We start from the raw sequence: 19,405 nt of genomic DNA, 5'->3' as shown, positions 1-19,405 counted from the left end.
AGCCTAAAAGGCTCGCCAGGCGTGATAACCGCTCTTGCACGTTTCTGCAGTCCTACCGTCAGACAAAGTAGGCGCAGTCTCTGGTGCAGCCAGGCCGCACACAAGGCTGTGTGCGGCTTTACGGTCGGAATGCGACCTGGCTTTAGTCTTTCTTGACTTCCTTGAACTCGGCGTCGACCACGTCGTCCTGCTGCTGGCTCGCGCCACCGGCCGTTGCACCCGCGCCTGCCGCGCCCGCTGCCGCTGCTTCCGCACCTTGCGCGGCCTGCATGTCGGCGTACATCTTCTCGCCCATCTTCTGCGAGGCGGTTGCGACCACTTCGATCTTGGCTTCGATCGCGGCCTTGTCGCTCGAACCGCTCTTCAGCGTTTCTTCGAGGTCCTTCAGCGCGGCTTCGATCTTTTCCTTCTCGGAAGCTTCCAGCTTGTCGCCGTATTCGGTGAGCGCCTTCTTCGTGCTGTGGACCAGCGCGTCGCCCTGGTTGCGGGCATCGGCCAGTTCACGCAGCTTGTGATCTTCTTCCGCGTTCGCTTCGGCGTCCTTCACCATCTTCTCGATTTCGGCTTCGGACAGACCCGAGTTCGCCTTGATCGTGATGCGGTTTTCCTTGCCGGTCGCCTTGTCTTTCGCGCCGACGTGCAGAATGCCGTTCGCGTCGATATCGAAGCTCACCTCGATCTGCGGCGTGCCGCGCGGTGCCGGCGGAATGCCTTCCAGGTTGAACTCGCCCAGCAGCTTGTTGCCCGCTGCCATTTCGCGTTCGCCCTGGAACACCTTGATCGTCACGGCGCCCTGGTTGTCGTCAGCCGTCGAGTAGACCTGTGCGTGCTTGGTCGGGATCGTGGTGTTCTTGTTGATCATCTTCGTCATCACGCCGCCGAGCGTTTCGATGCCGAGCGACAGCGGGGTCACGTCGAGCAGCAGAACGTCCTTGCGGTCACCGGACAACACCTGGCCTTGGATCGCGGCGCCCACGGCCACGGCTTCGTCCGGGTTCACGTCACGGCGCGGATCCTTGCCAAAGAACTCCTTGACCTTTTCCTGCACCTTCGGCATGCGGGTCATACCGCCGACCAGAATCACGTCGTCGATTTCGCCGACTTTCACGCCTGCGTCCTTGATCGCCGTGCGGCACGGTTCGATCGTGCGTTCGATCAGTTCTTCAACCAGCGCTTCCAGCTTGGCGCGCGTGATTTTCAGGTTCAAGTGCTTCGGACCCGACGCGTCGGCCGTGATGTACGGCAGGTTGATTTCGGTTTGCTGGCTCGACGACAGTTCGATCTTGGCCTTTTCAGCCGATTCCTTCAGGCGTTGCAGCGCGAGCACGTCTTTCGACAGATCGACGCCTTGTTCCTTCTTGAACTCGCCGATGATGTAGTCGATGATGCGCTGGTCGAAGTCTTCACCGCCCAGGAACGTATCGCCGTTCGTGGAGAGCACTTCGAATTGCATCTCGCCGTCGACGTCAGCGATTTCGATGATCGACACGTCAAACGTACCGCCGCCCAGGTCATACACCGCGATCTTGCGGTCGCCCTTTTCAGCCTTATCCAGACCGAAGGCCAGAGCGGCTGCGGTCGGTTCGTTGATGATCCGCTTCACTTCCAGACCGGCGATGCGGCCTGCATCTTTGGTAGCCTGACGCTGGCTGTCGTTGAAGTACGCGGGAACCGTGATCACGGCTTCCGTGACCGGCTCGCCGAGGTAGTCTTCAGCGGTCTTCTTCATCTTGCGCAGCGTTTCCGCCGAGATTTGCGGCGGCGCGAGCTTCTGGTCGCGCACTTCGATCCATGCGTCGCCGTTGTCGGCTTTCATGATCTTGTACGGCATCAGCGCGATGTCTTTCTGCACTTCTTTTTCTTCGAAGCGGCGGCCGATCAGGCGCTTGACCGCGTACAGCGTGTTCTTCGGGTTCGTGACCGACTGACGCTTCGCAGGTGCGCCGACGAGAATCTCGCCGTCTTCCATATAAGCGATGATCGACGGCGTGGTGCGCGCGCCTTCCGAGTTCTCGATCACCTTGACCGAATTGCCTTCCATGATCGCCACGCACGAGTTGGTCGTGCCGAGGTCGATGCCGATGATTTTGCCCATTTTTACTAATCTCCTAACTTTGATCGCTGCGGGAAGCGCCTTGTTTGCCCAGCTGGCGGTAAGGCGATCCGCTCTCAATTCCTACCTGCACTCAACATAAGTGCGTCCGCATCGTTTTCAAGACCTCTTTTGCGATGCGGTCTTTAATTTTTTTCAATCGGGCGAACTTTTACCCAAATTTGTTCCATTAGCCTGCGGGACGCTCGCGGCGTTGACCGCTTTGGCCGCATTGCCTGCCCAAATCCTCTCCCGTGCGGCCGTGACCGCAGCCTGACACTGCCTAAGGCCGTGCCAGCCGGTAGCCCGGCCGAGCCGCTTGCCGCGGTAAAAGAAGAACCATGTGGGCACGCCGTGCAGCATGACCCGCCGGACCAGTTCGCGATGCTCGCCCGGCATCGAATGACTCGACGCTGAGTTCCCGCATATCGAAGACGCCGAACGCGGTGGCGTCGATGGGAAAGCTGGTCGTGACGCTGCCTGCCGGACGAAACGGCTTACCAAGCCTTCTGGCGTTTACTTCGGTGCGGCGACGGTCACGAGTGCCGGACGCAGCACCCGATCGGCGATCACGAAGCCCTTTTGCAGCACGGCCACCACCGTGTTCGGCTCCTGCTCGGCCGGCACCATGGAAATGGCCTGATGGCGGTGTGGGTCGAACTTCTCGCCAATCGGATTCAGGGCGACAACGCGGCCCTTTTCCAGCGCGCCGGTGAGCTGGCGCAGCGTGAGTTCGACGCCTTCGCGCACCTTCTGCAGATCGTCGGACGAGTGGGTAACGGCTGCCTCGAGGCTGTCGATCACCGGCAGCAGATGCTCGGCGAAACTCTCGATCGCAAACTTGTGCGCCTTGGCGACGTCTTCCTGAGCGCGGCGGCGGACGTTTTCGGTTTCAGCCTTGGCCCGCAGGAAGCTTTCCTGCAACTCGGCGATTTTCGCTTCAGCTTCGGCCAAGGCCGCTTGCTCGGCGTTGGCCGGCGAGTCGGTCGCGGCGTTGGCCGCCGCTTCCTGCTGAGGTGCCGCGGCCTCGGCGGCCTGGCGCGCGGTTTCGTCGGCGGGCGTGGGATTCTGGCTCGTCGGGTTCTCTTGCGTGTTTTCCATGTCGCTGAAAGTCGTTAAATGGGTGAAAGCGAGGTAAAAGCCACGGTGGCAGGCAGCGCATCAAACCTGGCGCGGTTTGTGCGTTGCAAAATCGCGACAGACAACTTCGCGAGTCACCGCAAATCAGAACGGCAGATGAGGCCGGGAACAACCATTTCAAGCGGTTCTCCCGGATCTTTTCGTACCACGGACGTGCGGCAGAAATGCCCGGTTACAACCATTTTTGCTGCGCAATCAGATTGAGATTGAGTGCGGCCGACAACTGGCCTATGCTCCATTAAAGCATCGGAAAAGACGCGTTAACCCTAATCTGACGTAAACCTTTCCGACATATTGCAATTTCCACCCGATTCGCCCGTCTTTATCCTGAACCTTCCCGAGGGGAGTACCGTGAAACTGACCTTTGCAATCTCGGTGGTCGCATTGGTTCTGATTGCGGGCACCACGACCATCTGCATGTCCGGGGCTGTCAACGACCACACTACCGAATACGGCGGTGTGCACGCGACCATGGAACAGCTGTTCAACCCCCACCTGAAAGTTTGTCGATAGTGCGCCTGTCGCGTTTGGTCGGCCGGCCGTGCAACGCGGCCGCCGGCTCGCGATACGTCTTGCGCCGCTCCTGTTCGACCTGCCGCTTCACCTTGCTCGCTTCGGTTTCCGCGTAAAGCGTCTGCGCGACGCTCGCCGGGCCGCGCACGTCGCACACGCCCAGCACTTCCACCTGCCACACGATCCGCTCGATCTCGATCTCAACCAGGTCGCCGACCCGCACGTCTTTAGCCGGCTTGACGCTGGCGCCGCCAATGCGCACATGCCCTTTTTCGACGGCGTCCGCCGCGAGCGAGCGCGTCTTGAAGAAGCGCGCCGCCCAAAGCCATTTGTCGATGCGCAGCTTCGCGCCTGCTTCAGTTGAAATCCTGTAATTCATGAGCCTGTTCAAGCTCCCGTCGTATGCGGCACCGGCAGCGCCTGCACTGGCCAGCCCTGCAGATTCTGCGCGACGATTTCGCCCAGCGCGGCAATCCACGCTTGCGAAGCGTTCAGGCAGGGAATCCGATGGAAATCCTTGCCGCCCGCGTGGAGGAATTCGTCGCGCACTTCCATGCCGATTTCCTCGATGGTTTCAAGGCAGTCGGCCGTAAAGCCCGGACAGAACACATCGGCGCGCCGCACACCCGCCGCGCCCAGTTCCTTTAGCGTGGGCGCCGTGTACGGCTGCAGCCATTCGGCCTTGCCGAAGCGCGACTGGAACGTGATGCGGCATTCCACCTGCGTCAGTTCGAGCGCCTGCATCAGCAGCGCGCCAGTTTGCTGGCATTGCTCGTGGTACGGGTCGCCGAGATCCAGCGTGCGCTTGGGCACGCCGTGAAAACTCAGCACCAGCTTGTCGCCCGCGGCGAAATCCGGCCGGCCGTGCTGATGCCAATAGTGATGCACCTGCGCGGCAAGCGCCGCAATGTAGGCCGGATGATCGGCGTACTGGCGCACCGTGCGGATCTCCGGCTGATTGCGCATGCGCTTGAGCGCCGAAAAGGCGTCGTCGAATGCGGTGGCGGTGGTCGACGACGAATACTGCGGATACATGGGCATCAGCAGCACGCGCTCGGCGCCCGCCAGCTTGAGCTGGTTCAGCATGGCCGGAATGCCCGGCGTGCCGTAGCGCATCGCGTAATCGACCAGCACGGTGTAATCGTTCAATTGCAGCAGATGGCGCAAGCCTTCCACCTGCTTCTCCGTGTGGACCCGCAGCGGCGAGCCTTCGGGCATCCACACCGCGGCGTACTTCTTGGCGGAGGCGCGGCCCCGAACCGGCAAAATCAGCAGCCGCAGGATGATCTGCCAGAGCAGCGCCGGAATTTCGACCACGCGCGGATCGGACAGAAACTGCGCGAGATAGCGGCGGACCGCGCGCGGCGTCGGCGCGTCGGGCGTGCCGAGATTGATCAGCAGCACGGCGACACGGTGTGACGTGGCGTTCTGTGAGGGCCGCTCGAGGTCGAAGCGCATAGGCAGCAGAAGTAACCGGTTTTGGCGGAGAGTCGGTTCAGGTGGGATTCATTATAGCGGCGCGGTTCATGCACCGGTCCGCCGGACACCCCTGGCCATTCGGCCAATTGGCAAGCCGCGCGCGGTCACGCATTATTTGCAGCAGGCACCGCTGCGGCCAGGAGTCGAAGCTGTTTATTGCTGGCTGAGAGTCAGGGAAAGCAGGCGCGCGGTGATGTCCACAATCGGAATCACGCGGTTGTAGGCCATGCGGGTCGGCCCGATCACGCCGAGCGTGCCGACGATCTTGCCATTCACCTCGTACGGCGCGGTGACCACGCTCATTTCCTCGATCGGTACGAGATTCGACTCGCCGCCGATGAAAATCTGCACACCCGCCGCGTGACTCGACACGTCGAGCAATTGAAGGAGACTGGTCTTTTGGTCGAACACATCGAACAGCTTGCGCAAGCGCGCCATGTCCGACGAAAGGTCGGCTACTTCGAGCAGGTTGCGCTCGCCGGAAATCAGTACGGTCTCGCCCGTGTCGGATTCGTCCGTGCTGGCCGTGACGGCGGCGTGCATCAGCGTGGTCATGTCGCCGCGCAGCTCGTCGATTTCTTCGCGCAGGCGGCGGCGCACGTCGTCGAACGAAAGGCCGGCGAAGTGGGCGTTGATGTAGTTGGACGCTTCGACCAGTTGCGACGGCGAGAAATCGCGCTGGGTCGCCATGATGCGGTTCTGCACATCGCCTTCCGGCGTGACGATGATCAGCAGAATGCGCTTGTCGGACAAACGCATGAACTCGATCTGCTTGAACACGTGGCTGCGCCGCGGCGTGAGCACCACGCCGGCGAACTGGGACAGGTTGGACAGCACGCTGGCCGCCGCCGCGACGATTTTCTGCGGCTCGCCTGCCTGCAGCGTAGTCTTGACGGTACGCGTCACGGCTTCTTCGTCCGCGGCGGACTCCACTGTCAGCATGGTGTCCACGAACAGGCGGTAGCCGCGCGGCGTGGGAATGCGGCCCGCAGAAGTATGCGGACTGATCACGAGCCCCAGGTCCTCGAGGTCGGACATCACGTTGCGGATCGTTGCGGGACTCAGTTCGAGGCCCGAATAGCGCGACAACGTGCGCGAGCCGACCGGCTGACCTTCGGCGATGTAGCGCTCGATCAGCGTTTTGAGGAGGGTTTGTGCGCGAGGATCTAGCATGACGGAAAATTTTAGCTCAATGGCACGACTACCGCGAGCGCTAGGGGCGCCCATCCCTGACGAACGCGCCGCCACTTGCCAAGGTGGCGCATTGCCTTCGGTCCGGCCTGCTAGCCGGCATTCCGCCCGGCGCTTTGCGGACCACCTTGCGGACCACCTTCTGGGCGGCCCGCTTGCCGGCACCCCGCCGCACTTTAACCGGCGCACATGTCATCAAGGCTTCACCATTCTAACGATAATCGCGAGATGCGCTGACGGCCCGCGCGCGCCGGCCCGCTACCGGGTCTGTCTGCGGTTCTTTTCAGGCCCTACCTATGGTGTAATGCCGGCATGCAAGTGACCAGCCAGTTCAAGACCGTCGCGCTCGTCGGGCGCAACAATACGCCGGGCATCGCCGAGCCGTTGACCGCGCTCGCCTCGTGCATCGCGAAGCGCGGCTTCGAGGTCGTGTTCGAAGCCGACACCGCCGCCGAGATCGGCGTCACCGACTATCCGGCGCTGCGTCCCGCCGAGATCGGCGCGCGCGCCGACGTCGCCGTGGTGCTGGGCGGTGACGGCACCATGCTAGGCATCGGCCGCCAGCTTGCGCCGTACCGCACGCCGCTGATCGGCATCAACCACGGGCGGCTGGGCTTCATTACAGACATTCCGATCTCCGACATGCGCGAGATCGTGCCGCAAATGCTGTCCGGCAATTTCGAGCGCGAAGAACGCGTGCTGCTCGAAGCGCGCATCATGCGCGGCGGTAATCCGATCTATCACGCGCTCGCCTTCAACGACGTCGTGGTCAACCGCAGCGGCTTTTCGGGCATGGCGGAACTGCATGTCTCGGTAGACGGCCGCTTCATGTACAACCAGCGCTCGGACGGTCTGATCGTGGCCACGCCCACTGGCTCGACCGCTTACGCGCTGTCGTCGCAAGGGCCGATTCTGCATCCGCAATTGCAGGGCATCGTGCTGGTGCCGATCGCGCCGCACGCGCTGTCGAACCGGCCGATCGTGCTGCCGGACGACTCGAAGGTGAGCATCCAGATCGTCTCGGGGCGCGAAGTGAACGTCAATTTCGACATGCAGTCGTTCACGTCGCTCGAACTGAGCGACACGATCGAAGTGCGCCGCTCGCGTCATACGGTGCCGATGCTGCATCCCGTCGGCTACAGCTACTTCGCCACGCTGCGCAAGAAGCTGCACTGGAACGAATACCCGTCGCACGAAGAAGACCCCAAGCCCTGAGCGGCAAGAACACCGGAACGCGAACGCCGCCGCTGCCGAAACCCGACTATCACGCTCACCAGACGACCTCCATGCTTCGCCACCTCTCGATACGCGACTTCGTCATCGTCGCCGCGCTCGATCTCGAATTCGACAGCGGCTTTACTGTTTTCTCCGGCGAAACCGGTGCCGGCAAGTCGATCCTGATCGACGCGCTGGCGCTCGCGCTCGGCGCCCGCGCCGATGCGAACGTCGTGCGCACCGGCGAAAGCCGCGCCGACATCACCGCGGAGTTCGAGACCCACGCGCAGGTCGAGCAATGGCTCGACGAGCAGGCGCTCGCCACGACCGGCGACGACGGCCATCACGGCGGCACGGTGATGCTGCGGCGCGTGGTGGATGCCAACGGCCGCTCGCGGGCCTTTATCAACGGCACCGCGGCGACGCTCGCGCAGTTGCGCGAGGTCGGCGAAATGCTGGTGGACATTCATGGCCAGCACGCGCACCAGTTGCTGATGCGCCCCGACGCGCAGCGCGAATTGTTCGACACCCACGCCGGCCTGTCCGACATCGCGGCAACCGTCACGCGGGCATGGCGCGCGTGGCGCGAGAAGGTTCAGGCGATCGAACACGCGCAAACGCGTGACCGCGAACTGCAACTGGAACGCGAGCGCCTCGCCTGGCAGCTCACCGAACTGGACAAGCTCGCGCCGCAGCCGGGCGAGTGGGAAGAGGTCAACGCCGAGCACCGGCGGCTGTCGCATTCGGCCAATCTGATCGACGGTGTGCAAGGCGCACTTGGCGCGCTGTCAGAATCGGACGAGGCGATGATCACGCATCTGTCCTCGATCGTCTCGAAGGTGCGCGATCTGGCGGAGATCGATCCGGCCTTGAACGACGTGCTGGCCGCGCTCGAGCCGGCCGAAATCCAGTTGCAGGAAGCGGCCTATTCGCTGAGTCATTACGCGCAAAAGCTCGAACTCGATCCGGACCGGCTCGCGCAGGTCGAAAAGCGTCTCGACGCGTTGCATTCGGCCGCGCGCAAGTTCCGTCTGAAGCCGGAAACGCTGCCTGAGGAACACGAGGCGCGTCGCGCGCAACTGGCCGCGCTCGACGCGGCCGCCGACCTCGACAGCCTGCACGCCGCCGAAGTTAAAGCCAAGGAAGACTTCCTGACCGAGGCGAAGAAACTCTCGAAGGCGCGCGCCAAGGCCGGCAAGGCACTGGGCGCGGCGGTCACCACGGGCATGCAGGAACTGTCGATGAAAGGCGGCAGCTTCGAAGTCGCGCTGGTGCCGCTGCCCGAAGGCGGCGCGCATGGGCTCGAACAGGTCGAGTTCCGCGTCGCCGGTCATGCCGGCGTGCCGCTGCGGCCGCTTGCCAAGGTCGCCTCGGGCGGGGAGCTGGCGCGGATCAGCCTCGCGCTCGCCGTGATCGCCAGCGCCGCCAGCCCGACACCCACGCTGATCTTCGACGAAGTAGACACGGGCATCGGCGGCGGCGTCGCCGAAGTGGTCGGACGGCTTTTGCATCAGCTCGGCGAACAGCGCCAGGTGCTGTGCGTGACGCACTTGCCGCAAGTTGCCGCGCGCGGCGACCATCATTTCCAGGTGGCGAAAGCGGGCAATGGCAAAGGCGGCACGGTCAGCAGCGTGACCTCGCTCGACAAGGCGAGCCGCGTCGAGGAAGTCGCGCGGATGCTCGGCGGGTTGGAGATTACGCCGACCACACGCAAGCATGCGAAGGAAATGCTGGCGGCGTAGTTGTTCGTTGGCAGGGGATGCCCTCGCCATCTGCGACTCGCGATCGGAGCACTGGCGGCGACAAGCGACGGCTAAGGGTAAGTCGCCGGGCGCGTCGCCCGCTTGGCAGACTGAAGGCCGCGACCTCGCTCACGCCGCCGCTCGAAGCGCCGGCAAACAGACCCCGCTTGAGAAACCCTCGCGCGCGTTTAACCAAACACCCGCTTCCACAGCCGCAGCACCGCTTCACGCTCGGTGGCCACCAGCGCCGGCTCGACTCGCGCCTTCTCCATCCCATCCAGCCGCAACTGGTGCTGCAACTTGCGGTACGTCCGATACGCCGCACCGACTGTCTCCGCTTCCGCCTCGCTCATCAGGCCGAAGCGCGACACTTCCCGCAGCAACGCGATGTTGCCGGTATTGCGGATCAGCTCGGGATCGCTCGCCGCGTGCAACAGGACCCAGTACTGCACGGTGAATTCGATATCCACCATGCCGCCGCTATCGTGCTTCAGATCGAACAGCGCCGTATGGTTCGGATGCCCCGCTTCGACGCGCGCCCGCATCTCGACGATCTCCTTCATCAGCGGCGCCGCTTCGCGCGGCGTGGTCAGCACCTGTTCACGGATAGCCTCGAACTTCGCGCCGATCTCGGCATCGCCTGCGCAGTAACGCGCGCGGCTCAATGCCTGGTGCTCCCATACCCACGCCGTATTGGCCGCGTCGCCCTCGCGCAGCTGGTAACGGCGGAACGCGTCCAGATCGGTGACGAGCAGGCCCGACTCGCCGTTCGGCCGCAGGCGCAAGTCGACGTCGAACAGGGTTCCGGCGCCGGTTGCAGTCGTGAGCCAGGTGATCAGCCGGCGGGTGTAAGTGGAGTAGACGTCGGCTGCCGCGTCGTCGGGGTCGTCGTAGAGGAAGATCACGTCGAGGTCGGACGCATAGCCCAGTTCCTTGCCGCCCAGCTTGCCGTACGCGATCACCGCGAAACGCGGCACCTCGCGATGGCGTTTCGGCAACTGGTTCCAGACGGCCTGGAGCGTGACGTCGAGCACGGCATCGGCGAGTTCGGACAGCCGGTCGCTCACATGTTCGACGCTCAGCTTGCCGGCCAGATCGATCAGCAGAATGCGAAACACCTCGGCCTGGTGGGCATGGCGCAACAGGTCCATCTGCTGCTCGACGCCGTCCGCCGCGGCCAGACGCAGGCGCAGCGTGCGCTTGAATTCGGGCCAGTCGAACGGGCTGTTGATTGCTTCGTCGTCCAGCAATTCGTCGAGCAATTGTGGATGGCGGATCAGGTAGCCGGCCGCCCAGCGCGAAGCGCCGAGCACCGACAACACGCGATGCAACGCCTGCGGATATTCGGTGAGCAGCGCCAGATACGCGCCGCGTCGGCTCACTGCTTCGAGCAGGTCGAAGAACCGCGCCACCGTATCGCCGCGCCGCTCGGCAGGCTCCAGCGTACGCGCGGCTTCAAGCGCCCGTTGCGCGACGATATCGAAACGTTGCCGGCTGCGCTCGGCCAGCCCCGCATAACGCGACGACTGCCACACCGCGCGCAGCCGGGCGAGCAGTTCGCCCGGTTCGGCCACGCCGAGTTCGACGAGGCGCGCCTGCAGGGCTTCGTCGGCGCTGTCGTCGGCGAGCGCGCTGCTCCAGACCCACACGCCGGCGCCGTCTTCGGGTGCGCCACAGCCGTCGCGGCCGCTTATCTTGTCCGCGAAAATCTGATCGAACTGCTGTTCGACGAATTCGCGATGCGCATCGAGCCTGGCCATCAGCGCGGCGTAGTCGTCGCAACCCATCGCATGAGCGAGCGCCGCGCGTTCCTCGGGATCGACCGGCATCGCATGGGTCTGCGCATCGTTGCGGTATTGCAGCCGATGCTCCAGTTCGCGCAGGAAGCGATACGCCTGCGACAGCTTCACGCACACCGACGTGTCGATCAGCCCATGCGTAGCCGCGTGACGCAGTACGGCAAGTGTCGGCCGCACGCGGAAGCCCGCGTCCTGGCCGCCACGGATCAACTGGAACACCTGCGCGCTGAATTCGATTTCGCGGATGCCGCCCCGCCCGAGCTTGATGTCGTCGGCCTTGTCGGGCCGCATCGACGCACGCCGCTGCGCCTCCTGGCGAATCTGCAGATGCAGCGCGCGAATCGCGCTGATCACGCCGAAGTCGAGATAGCGGCGATAGACGAACGGCGTGACGATCGCATCGAGCTGCTTCTGCAGCCGCTGCGCCGCATCGCTCGCGGCTTCGGACACGAGACGCCCCTTGATCCACGCATAGCGCTCCCACTCGCGGCCTTGCACGTAGAAATACTCTTCGAGCATGCCGAGACTGCACACGAGCGGCCCCGAGTCGCCGTTCGGCCGCAGCCGCATATCGACGCGGAACACATAACCATCGCCGGTCACTTCGGCGAGGGCGCCGATCAGGCGCTTGCCGAGGCGCGTGAAGAAGTCCTGCGTGGCGATCGGCGAACGCTGGCCGCCGGCGGTCTCGCCGTCCTCTTCGTAAATGAAGATCAAGTCGATATCGGACGACACGTTCAGTTCGCGCCCGCCAAGTTTGCCCATGCCCACCACGCCGAGCGAGAGCCGCTCGCCTTGCGGTCCACGCGGCTCGCCGTACAGCGTTTCGAGTTCGACGGAGAGGACCGCGAGCGCGCGCTGGATAGTCGTCTCCGCCAGGTCGGTCATCGCGCCGGTGACTTCGGCGACGTCCGCCTCACCGGCCAGATCACGCTCCATCACGGCGCAAAAGACCTCGGTGCGCAATTGGCGCAAGGCCCGTTTGAGTGCATCCTCACTCAACGGCGCATCGGCCGCGCCGGCCGCCTCGGCGCACAAGGCGTCGAAACGCGCGTCGATGCGCTCGCGCGTGAGCGGCCCGGACGCCAGCGCCGCCACGTGCGCCACGAGTTGCGGACGGGCCGCCGCGGCGCGCGCCGCATAGTGTGAATAGTTGGAACTCAGGAGAGTGGCGTCAGTCATCAAGGGTCTGGCTCGCTCGTTGCTTGATCAGCGTGGTTCAGTTCGCGGTAGTACACGGTTGCGGCGGCCTCGCGCAAGTCGCGAGACGGCATGCAGACAGGGTTTGCAGGAGGTCCGCCTACGCTTTCCCGTGTGTTACATTTCGTCGTTAATTCGCAAAACTACCATACGCCCACCCGCCGCAGCATGTCCGAGCGAAACGAATCCGCCGACCCGCACGAAACTGTGCAAGTCCGGCCTGTGAGCGGAAGCGACCACATCGTGCTGCGTCGGACCTTGCACGTGGTCCTCGCGCTCGCGCTGGTCCTGTACTTCATTGCGATGGCTCTGTTTCTCGGCTTGCGCTATGTGGTCCTGCCGCGCGTCGACTCGTTCCGGCCGCGCATCGAAGCCGCCGTCTCAGAAAAGCTGCACGCGCAGTTCACCATCGGCAAACTGGCGCCGCATTGGAGCAGCTTCCAGCCGGGCCTCGATGTTACCGACCTCGTCATCCGCGATCACGACGGCAAAGCCGCGTTGACGATCCCGCACGCCACCGCCACGCTCTCGTGGCGGTCGCTCTGGCAGTTTCATCCCGCGCTGTCCAGCCTGATCGTCGATCAGCCGGACGTGCTGGTGTCACGCAGCAGCGACGGCGTGCTTTCAGTGGCGGGCGTGCCGGTGCCGACTCGCCATAGCGGCAACGACACCCTGTCGACCTGGCTACTGCGTCAGCAGGCGATCGTGGTGCGCGGCGGCGCGCTGCGCTGGCGCGATGCGCAGCATGACGCGCCGGAGTTGGCGCTGCGCGACATCCGCATCGCGATTCTCAACGACGGCTACGATCACCGCCTCGCGCTGCAGGCGCCCGCCGACGGCCAGGTCCTGCACGGCCCGATCGATTTCCGCACGCACTTCAAACACGCGCCACTCTCCGCGATCGGCAAGCCGATCAACTGGACCGGCCAGGTGTACGTCTCGACCGGCCCGGTCGATCTGCCGACGCTCGCGCGCTACGTCAATTTCCCGATCGAGACGTTTGCCGGCCGTATCGACAACGCCATCTGGATCGACTTCGCCGACGGGCGCATGAAGTCGGCGGGCGGCCAACTCGCCGGCACCGACGTCGCCCTGCGGGTGCGTCCGACCCAGCCGAAGCTGCTGGTGCCGGTCGCCAATTTCTCGTGGCGCCTCGAAGCCGACCAAGGCGACTACAGACTGCAACTGACCAATCTGCACGCCGAACTCGGCCAGCCGCCGCTCGACGACGGCACGCCGCTCACCCGCACGCTCGCGCTCACCACGCTGAACGGACGTTACCGGACCGCCTCGCAGCAACACGGGCAGCTCGTCAGCGTGAGCGGCGATCGGGTCGACCTCGGCATCCTCGCCGAATTCAGCCGCGCGTTGCCGCTGCCGCGGCGCCTCCTGAACAGTCTGGTGCGCTTCAATCCACGCGGTCTGGTCGCCAATTATGTGATCGAAGTCGAGCGCGGCAAACCGGAGTCCGGCGAAGCAGGCAGCGACCGCCGACCGAGCGGCGCCGAGCCGATCGAACACTATCGCTTCAAGGGCGATCTGCAGGGCATCAGCGTCGCCGCTCAGGAACCGCCGCCGGGGCTCACGCCACTGAATCACCCGCGCGCGGGCATTCCCGGCATCGAGAATCTGTGGGGCAACGTGGATGCCGACGAGACCCACGGCACCGCCCTGCTCAACACCTCCAATGTCGCCATTACGCTGCCGGGCGTGTTCGACGATCCGCGCCTGAAGCTCGACCATCTGCATGGCCGCGTCGATTGGACCATTGCGCCGAAGGCGCCGGGTGAGAACCGCCCGGCCTTCACCGTGAAGCTGGCCGATTTCGGCGTCTCGAACGCCGACGTCGCAGCCACCGCCTCGGCCGATTACAGCAATCCGGGCCACGGACGCGGCTCGCTCGATCTGAAAGCCGACTTCCAGCGCGCGCAGGTGACGCGCATCGTCCGTTATCTGCCGACCAGCATCAGCGAAAAGCTGCGCGTCTATCTCGGCCATGGCTTGCAGGCCGGCATGTCGCACGGCGCGACCATCGAGGTGCATGGCGACCTGACCAAATTCCCCTACTCGCGCGATCCGAGCGCCGGGCTGTTCCATATCGTTGCGCCGTTCAAGGGCGGCAAGTTCGATCCGACGCCCTTCCCGCCGCGCAAGATGAGGAATGGCACGCCGAACGTGTGGCCGGCGCTCGATGGCATCGACGGCGTGTTCGAGCTCAAGCAGAACGTGCTGCGCTTCGACATCGACCGGGCGCATTACAAGCAGGTCGCGCTGATCGGCGTCAACGGCAGGATCGAGGACCTCGGCACCAAGGCGTCGAGTCTCGTCATCAAAGGCGATGGCCGCGGGCCGCTCGCCGACATGCTCGACTACGTGAACGCCAGTTCGCTCGGCATCATGGCGAAGCATGAAACTGAGAAGGTGCGCGCCGAAGGACCCGCGTCGCTCGCGCTTCAGCTGACGGTGCCGCGTACGCCGAAGCCGCACATCGCCGTGGAAGGCGCGGTCGGCTTCCAGAACAACCGCTTGAGCGTCGAGAACGTGCCGCCGCTGTCGCAACTGAAGGGCAAGGTCCATTTCACCGAGCACACGGCGCAGGTGGACCGGCTCTCCGGACAATTCCTCGGCGGCGACGTGCATGCGAACGGCGGATTGAAGAAGGACGGCACCTATGCGCTCGACCTCGGCGGCCATATCGCCGTCGACGCGGCGCGCGGCCTCAACCTGCATGGCCCGGCCGCTCAGGTGCTGACGCGCATGAGCGGCAGCGCGCCCTACGCGCTCAACGTGCGCGGCGCCAAGGGACAACTGCCCGAAGTGACGGCGAACTCCGATCTGACCGGCCTCGCGCTCGACTTCCCCGCGCCGTTCAACAAGCCGGTCGGCACGCCGATGCCGCTGCGTTTCGCCGTCAGGCCGTCCGCCACACCGGGCGAAGCGGGAGTAGAACGCGCCGATCTCACCTTCGGCCCGGTCGCCGCCACCTATCTGCTGCGCTATCAGCCGAAAACGACGCCGACGGTCGTGCGCGGCGCGGTCGGCGTGAACAAGCCAGCCGACCTGCCGTCCGAAGGGGTGATCGCCGCCGTCGACCTGGACGAATTCGACGCGGACGCGTGGCGCGCGCTGATCACGCAAATACGCAGTAAAGAAGCGGCCGCCGCGGTGACGCCGGCTGTGCAGAACCCGACCGTCGCGCAATTCCTGCCGAGCCGCTTCGCGCTGCACATCGGCACGCTGACGCTGCTCAAACGGCACTGGGACAGCGTGATCGTCGGCGCGTCGCATACGGACCGCACATGGCAGGCGAACATTGCCTCGAACCAGGTGTCGGGCCACGTGTCGTGGCTGCCGGGCGCGACGAAAGAGTCGCCGGGCACGCTGCAGGCGCGCTTTGCCCGCGTCGTGATTCCATCGGCCACCGACAAGGACCTGCTCGGCCAGGCAATGTCGGCGCCGGCGCAAAACATGCCGTCCATCGATCTGGTGGTCAACGAGCTGATCGTGCGCGACCGCAACATCGGCCGTCTCGAAGTCGACGCGCACAACTTCGAGGAAGACGGCGTGCCGGTCTGGCAACTCGATAAACTCGACATCACCAACCCCGCCGCCACGCTGACCGCCACCGCGAACTGGCGCACCTCGACCGGCCTCGGCAACAGCGCCGACGAAGCCACGCCGCGCCGCACCGTGTTCGATTTCAAGCTCGACATCAAGGACGCCGGCGCGCTGCTGGAGCGCTTCGGCCAGCCGCGCACGCTCAAGGCGGGCAGCGGCTCGCTCTCGGGCAAGGTGGTGTGGCAAGGCGGCCCGACCAAGATCGACTATCCGACCTTCAACGGCAACCTGGCCGTCGATCTGCGTCATGGCCAGATTCTCAAGGTCGATCCGGGCGTCGCCAAGCTGCTGGGCGTGCTCAGCCTGCAAAGCCTTGCGCGCTTCGCCACGATGAACTTCCGCGACGTGATCGGCGAAGGCCTGCCGTTCGAACACGTCACCGGCACGGCGCAGATTCACAACGGCATCGGCCGCACCGAGAACTTCGAGTTGGTAACCGCGCCGGCGCGCGCTGAGATGAAGGGCTCGGTCGATCTCGCTCAGGAGACCCAGGATCTGCACGTGCGGGTCGTGCCGACGATCAGCGCCGGCGCCGGCGTGATCGCCGCGGCGGTCATCAATCCGTTGCTCGGGCTGGGCGCGCTGGTGGCCGATGTGGCCTTTAGCCAGACCGTCTCGCACGCGTTCGCGCGGGATTACGCGATCACCGGTTCGTGGTCGAAACCGCACGTTGAGCGGGTGCAGAGCGATCGCGGTAAGATGGACGCTCCGGCTTCGACCGTGGAAGCGCACTGAGCCTGTATCCGGCCCTTTATGGGCCAGACTGGCGCCGTGCCGCACCAAGGCCCCAGCCAGCCTTGAACGACGTATGCGGCGCAGTGGTTCGCGCCGCCGCCTTGCCGGGAGTTTTTCGAAACGCTCATGAGCGAAACACACGTCTCTTCAACCGTCTCCAGCGGTTCTCTGGAAAGCGCCTTTCGTGTCGCCGCGCTGCAAATGGTGAGCACGCCGGATCGCGAGCGCAATCTGGCCGAAGCCGGGCGCCTGATCGCCGAAGCCGCCGCCGAGGGCGCGCAACTCGTCCTGCTGCCTGAATACTTCTGCTTCATGGGTTTCAAGGACACGGACAAGCTTGCCGTGCGCGAACCCTATCAGGACGGTCCGATCCAGCGCTTTCTTGCCGACGCCGCGCGCCGCCACCAGGTCTGGGTGATCGGCGGCACGCTGCCGTTGATGTCGTCCGAAGCCTCGCGCGTGCTGAACACCACACTGGTGTTCGACCCGCAGGGCACCGAGGCGGCGCGCTACGACAAGATCCATCTGTTCAACTTCGAAAAGGGCGAGGAATCGTTCGACGAGGCGCGCACCATCTGTCCCGGCGGCGAGGTCCGCACCTTCGAGGCGCCGTTCGGCCGCGTCGGCCTGTCGGTCTGCTACGATCTGCGCTTTCCGGAGCTGTACCGGCGCATGGGTGACTGCGCGCTGATCGTGGTGCCGTCGGCGTTCACTTACACGACCGGCCGCGCGCATTGGGAAATGCTGCTGCGCGCCCGGGCGGTCGAAAACCAGTGTTACGTGCTGGCCGCGGCGCAAGGCGGCAAGCATGAAAACGGCCGCCGTACGTGGGGCCACAGCATGCTGATCGACCCGTGGGGCGAAATCGTCGCGGTGCGCGATGAAGGCGCGGGCGTGGTCGCCGGCAATCTCGAGCGTGCGCGCATCGACGAAGTGCGACAGAGTCTGCCCGCCTGGCGTCATCGTGTACTCAGTTGACTCCTCTGACCCAGTTGATAAATCCATCCGCGTGACATTGAAACTGCGGCGTCTCCTACTCACATAGTGTGTGACAGAGACGCTAACCGAATCCTTCGTATCGAGCAGAACATACTTCGCATGAACATCATCGAACCCGGTATCCGTAATCTCGCCACCGCCAAGGACATCCTCCTGACGCCCTACGGTCTCGACGAATCCCTGCTCACCCGCACGCTCGCCGAAATCTTCACGCACAAGATCGACTACGCGGACCTGTATTTCCAGTACACGCGCAGCGAAGCGTGGAGTCTGGAAGAAGGCATCGTGAAGTCTGGCAGCTTCAGCATCGACCAGGGCGTCGGCGTGCGCGCCGTATCGGGCGACCGCACGGCTTTCGCCTATTCGGACGACCTGTCGCCCGAAGCGATCCGCCAGGCGGCGCTCGCCACCCGTTCGATCGCCAAGGCGGGCGGCGGCAAGCAGAAGATCAAGGTGGCGTCGTCGCTGACCGGCATCGCCGGGCGCGATCTGTACCTGCCGGCCGATCCGCTGCATTCGCTCGACGCCACCGCCAAGGTCAAACTGCTCGAGCGTGTCGAACAGATGGCGCGTGGCCGCGATCCGCGCATCCAGCAGGTCATGGCCGGCCTCGCCGGTGAATACGACGTGGTGCTGGTCGCGCGCAGCGACGGCGGCTTCGCGGCCGATATTCGTCCGCTGGTGCGCGTGTCGGTCACGGTGATCGCCGAGCAGAACGGCCGCCGCGAAATCGGCAGCGGCGGCGGCGGTGGCCGTTTCGACTACGCCTATTTCACGGACGAAGTGCTGTCGGGCTATGTCGACGACGCCGTGCACGCGGCGCTGGTGAACCTCGACGCGCGCCCCGCTCCGGCCGGCGCGATGACCGTCGTGCTGGGACCGGGCTGGCCCGGCGTGCTGCTGCACGAAGCGATTGGCCACGGCCTGGAAGGCGACTTCAACCGCAAGGGTTCGTCGGCATTCGCGGGGCGGATCGGCGAGCAGGTCGCCGCCAAGGGCGTCACGGTGGTGGATGACGGCACGCTGCCGAACCGCCGCGGCTCGCTCAATATCGACGACGAAGGCAATCCGACGCAATGCACGACGCTGATCGAGGACGGCATTCTGAAGGGCTACATCCAGGACACGCTGAATGCGCGTCTGATGAAGATGCCGGTCACGGGCAATGCGCGCCGTGAGTCGTATGCGGCGCTGCCCATGCCGCGCATGACCAACACGTACATGCTCAACGGCGACAAGGATCCGCAGGAAATCATCGCTTCCGTGAAGAACGGTTTGTATGCGGTGAACTTCGGCGGCGGCCAGGTCGACATCACCAACGGCAAGTTCGTGTTCTCGGCTTCCGAGGCGTACATGATCGAAAACGGCAAGGTCACGTACCCGGTGAAGGGCGCGACGCTGATCGGCAGCGGCCCGGAATCGCTCAAATTCGTCAGCATGATCGGCAACGACATGAAGCTCGATTCGGGCGTCGGCGTGTGCGGCAAGGAAGGCCAGAGCGTACCGGTTGGCGTTGGCCAGCCCACGCTGCGCATCGACAAGATGACGGTCGGCGGCACGGCCTGATTTGGCGGAAAACGCATACTTCGTGCACGCATCACGCGAAGTATGCGGATTTCCCGCATTTTTGGACCCTGCAGCTTGCAAGCGCCGCTTGCCCGGGGTATAAAGTCACTCACCCT

11 protein-coding genes and 1 pseudogene are annotated in these 19,405 nt (G+C 64.5%); 5 read left to right on the top strand and 7 right to left on the bottom strand.

Features of this window, described 5'->3' with window-relative positions; translation table 11 throughout:
- Nucleotides 1–142 precede the first annotated feature (142 nt).
- The 6 genes and pseudogenes from dnaK to hrcA all read right to left on the bottom strand — a co-directional run bounded on the left by dnaK (nt 143) and on the right by hrcA (nt 6,397).
- Nucleotides 143–2,095 carry a molecular chaperone DnaK gene (gene dnaK / locus PQR32_RS13170; protein WP_408226915.1) on the bottom strand — a complete coding sequence of 651 codons (1,953 nt, stop codon included), beginning with the start codon at nt 2,093–2,095 and terminating at the stop codon, nt 143–145.
- A 153-nt stretch (nt 2,096–2,248) separates the two neighbouring features.
- A pseudogene (locus PQR32_RS13165) lies at nt 2,249–2,497 on the bottom strand (thioredoxin family protein); the annotation flags it as partial.
- A 111-nt stretch (nt 2,498–2,608) separates the two neighbouring features.
- Nucleotides 2,609–3,193 carry a nucleotide exchange factor GrpE gene (gene grpE, locus PQR32_RS13160; protein ID WP_408226909.1) on the bottom strand — a complete coding sequence of 195 codons (585 nt, stop codon included), beginning with the start codon at nt 3,191–3,193 and terminating at the stop codon, nt 2,609–2,611.
- 523 nt (nt 3,194–3,716) lie between these two features.
- Nucleotides 3,717–4,124 (bottom strand): RNA-binding S4 domain-containing protein, encoded by a 408-nt coding sequence (locus PQR32_RS13155; protein WP_408226906.1) that lies wholly within the window; start codon nt 4,122–4,124, stop codon nt 3,717–3,719.
- A gap of 8 nt (nt 4,125–4,132) precedes the next feature.
- Entirely contained in the window at nt 4,133–5,203 is a 1,071-nt protein-coding gene (gene hemH, locus PQR32_RS13150) for a ferrochelatase (RefSeq protein ID WP_132375998.1), read from the bottom strand.
- Between the two features lie 174 nt (nt 5,204–5,377).
- A complete protein-coding gene (gene hrcA, locus PQR32_RS13145) occupies nt 5,378–6,397 on the bottom strand; it encodes a heat-inducible transcriptional repressor HrcA (protein WP_106284494.1) in 1,020 nt (339 codons plus the stop codon).
- 330 nt (nt 6,398–6,727) lie between these two features.
- Here hrcA and PQR32_RS13140 point away from each other — a divergent pair, with 330 nt between their 5' ends.
- Nucleotides 6,728–7,630 carry an NAD kinase gene (locus PQR32_RS13140; protein ID WP_168792627.1) on the top strand — a complete coding sequence of 301 codons (903 nt, stop codon included), beginning with the start codon at nt 6,728–6,730 and terminating at the stop codon, nt 7,628–7,630.
- A 71-nt stretch (nt 7,631–7,701) separates the two neighbouring features.
- Entirely contained in the window at nt 7,702–9,372 is a 1,671-nt protein-coding gene (recN, locus tag PQR32_RS13135) for a DNA repair protein RecN (protein WP_408226901.1), read from the top strand.
- 188 nt (nt 9,373–9,560) lie between these two features.
- Here recN and glnE read toward each other — a convergent pair whose 3' ends face one another.
- Complete coding sequence (glnE, locus tag PQR32_RS13130; RefSeq protein WP_408226898.1) at nt 9,561–12,353, bottom strand: bifunctional [glutamate--ammonia ligase]-adenylyl-L-tyrosine phosphorylase/[glutamate--ammonia-ligase] adenylyltransferase; 2,793 nt, start codon at nt 12,351–12,353, stop codon at nt 9,561–9,563.
- 186 nt (nt 12,354–12,539) lie between these two features.
- Between glnE and PQR32_RS13125 the strand changes: the two genes are divergently transcribed.
- From PQR32_RS13125 to tldD, 3 genes are all read left to right on the top strand, one after another.
- Nucleotides 12,540–16,724 carry a YhdP family protein gene (locus PQR32_RS13125; protein WP_408226895.1) on the top strand — a complete coding sequence of 1,395 codons (4,185 nt, stop codon included), beginning with the start codon at nt 12,540–12,542 and terminating at the stop codon, nt 16,722–16,724.
- 126 nt (nt 16,725–16,850) lie between these two features.
- Nucleotides 16,851–17,702 (top strand): carbon-nitrogen hydrolase family protein, encoded by an 852-nt coding sequence (locus tag PQR32_RS13120; protein WP_408226892.1) that lies wholly within the window; start codon nt 16,851–16,853, stop codon nt 17,700–17,702.
- A gap of 120 nt (nt 17,703–17,822) precedes the next feature.
- Nucleotides 17,823–19,289: a metalloprotease TldD gene (gene tldD / locus PQR32_RS13115; protein ID WP_408226889.1), complete on the top strand. Its 1,467-nt coding sequence runs from the start codon at nt 17,823–17,825 to the stop codon at nt 19,287–19,289.
- The last annotated feature ends 116 nt before the right edge of the window (nt 19,290–19,405 follow it).

The organism is Paraburkholderia dipogonis, from assembly GCF_046027395.1.
Taxonomy (GTDB): Bacteria; Pseudomonadota; Gammaproteobacteria; order Burkholderiales; family Burkholderiaceae; genus Paraburkholderia; species Paraburkholderia dipogonis_A.
Note: the sequence above shows the minus strand (reverse complement) of the source record. Positions and strands in the feature narration are given on the sequence as shown.

Excerpts from the sequence above, each read along its gene's own strand:
- PQR32_RS13125 (WP_408226895.1), top strand. The coding sequence starts at position 12,540 with ATGTCCGAGCGAAACGAATCCGCCGACCCGCACGAAACTGTGCAAGTC.
- grpE (WP_408226909.1), bottom strand. The coding sequence starts at position 3,193 with ATGGAAAACACGCAAGAGAACCCGACGAGCCAGAATCCCACGCCCGCC.
- hemH (WP_132375998.1), bottom strand. The coding sequence starts at position 5,203 with ATGCGCTTCGACCTCGAGCGGCCCTCACAGAACGCCACGTCACACCGT.
- glnE (WP_408226898.1), bottom strand. The coding sequence starts at position 12,353 with ATGACTGACGCCACTCTCCTGAGTTCCAACTATTCACACTATGCGGCG.
- PQR32_RS13155 (WP_408226906.1), bottom strand. The coding sequence starts at position 4,124 with ATGAATTACAGGATTTCAACTGAAGCAGGCGCGAAGCTGCGCATCGAC.
- hrcA (WP_106284494.1), bottom strand. The coding sequence starts at position 6,397 with ATGCTAGATCCTCGCGCACAAACCCTCCTCAAAACGCTGATCGAGCGC.
- PQR32_RS13120 (WP_408226892.1), top strand. The coding sequence starts at position 16,851 with ATGAGCGAAACACACGTCTCTTCAACCGTCTCCAGCGGTTCTCTGGAA.
- recN (WP_408226901.1), top strand. The coding sequence starts at position 7,702 with ATGCTTCGCCACCTCTCGATACGCGACTTCGTCATCGTCGCCGCGCTC.
- tldD (WP_408226889.1), top strand. The coding sequence starts at position 17,823 with ATGAACATCATCGAACCCGGTATCCGTAATCTCGCCACCGCCAAGGAC.
- PQR32_RS13140 (WP_168792627.1), top strand. The coding sequence starts at position 6,728 with ATGCAAGTGACCAGCCAGTTCAAGACCGTCGCGCTCGTCGGGCGCAAC.
- dnaK (WP_408226915.1), bottom strand. The coding sequence starts at position 2,095 with ATGGGCAAAATCATCGGCATCGACCTCGGCACGACCAACTCGTGCGTG.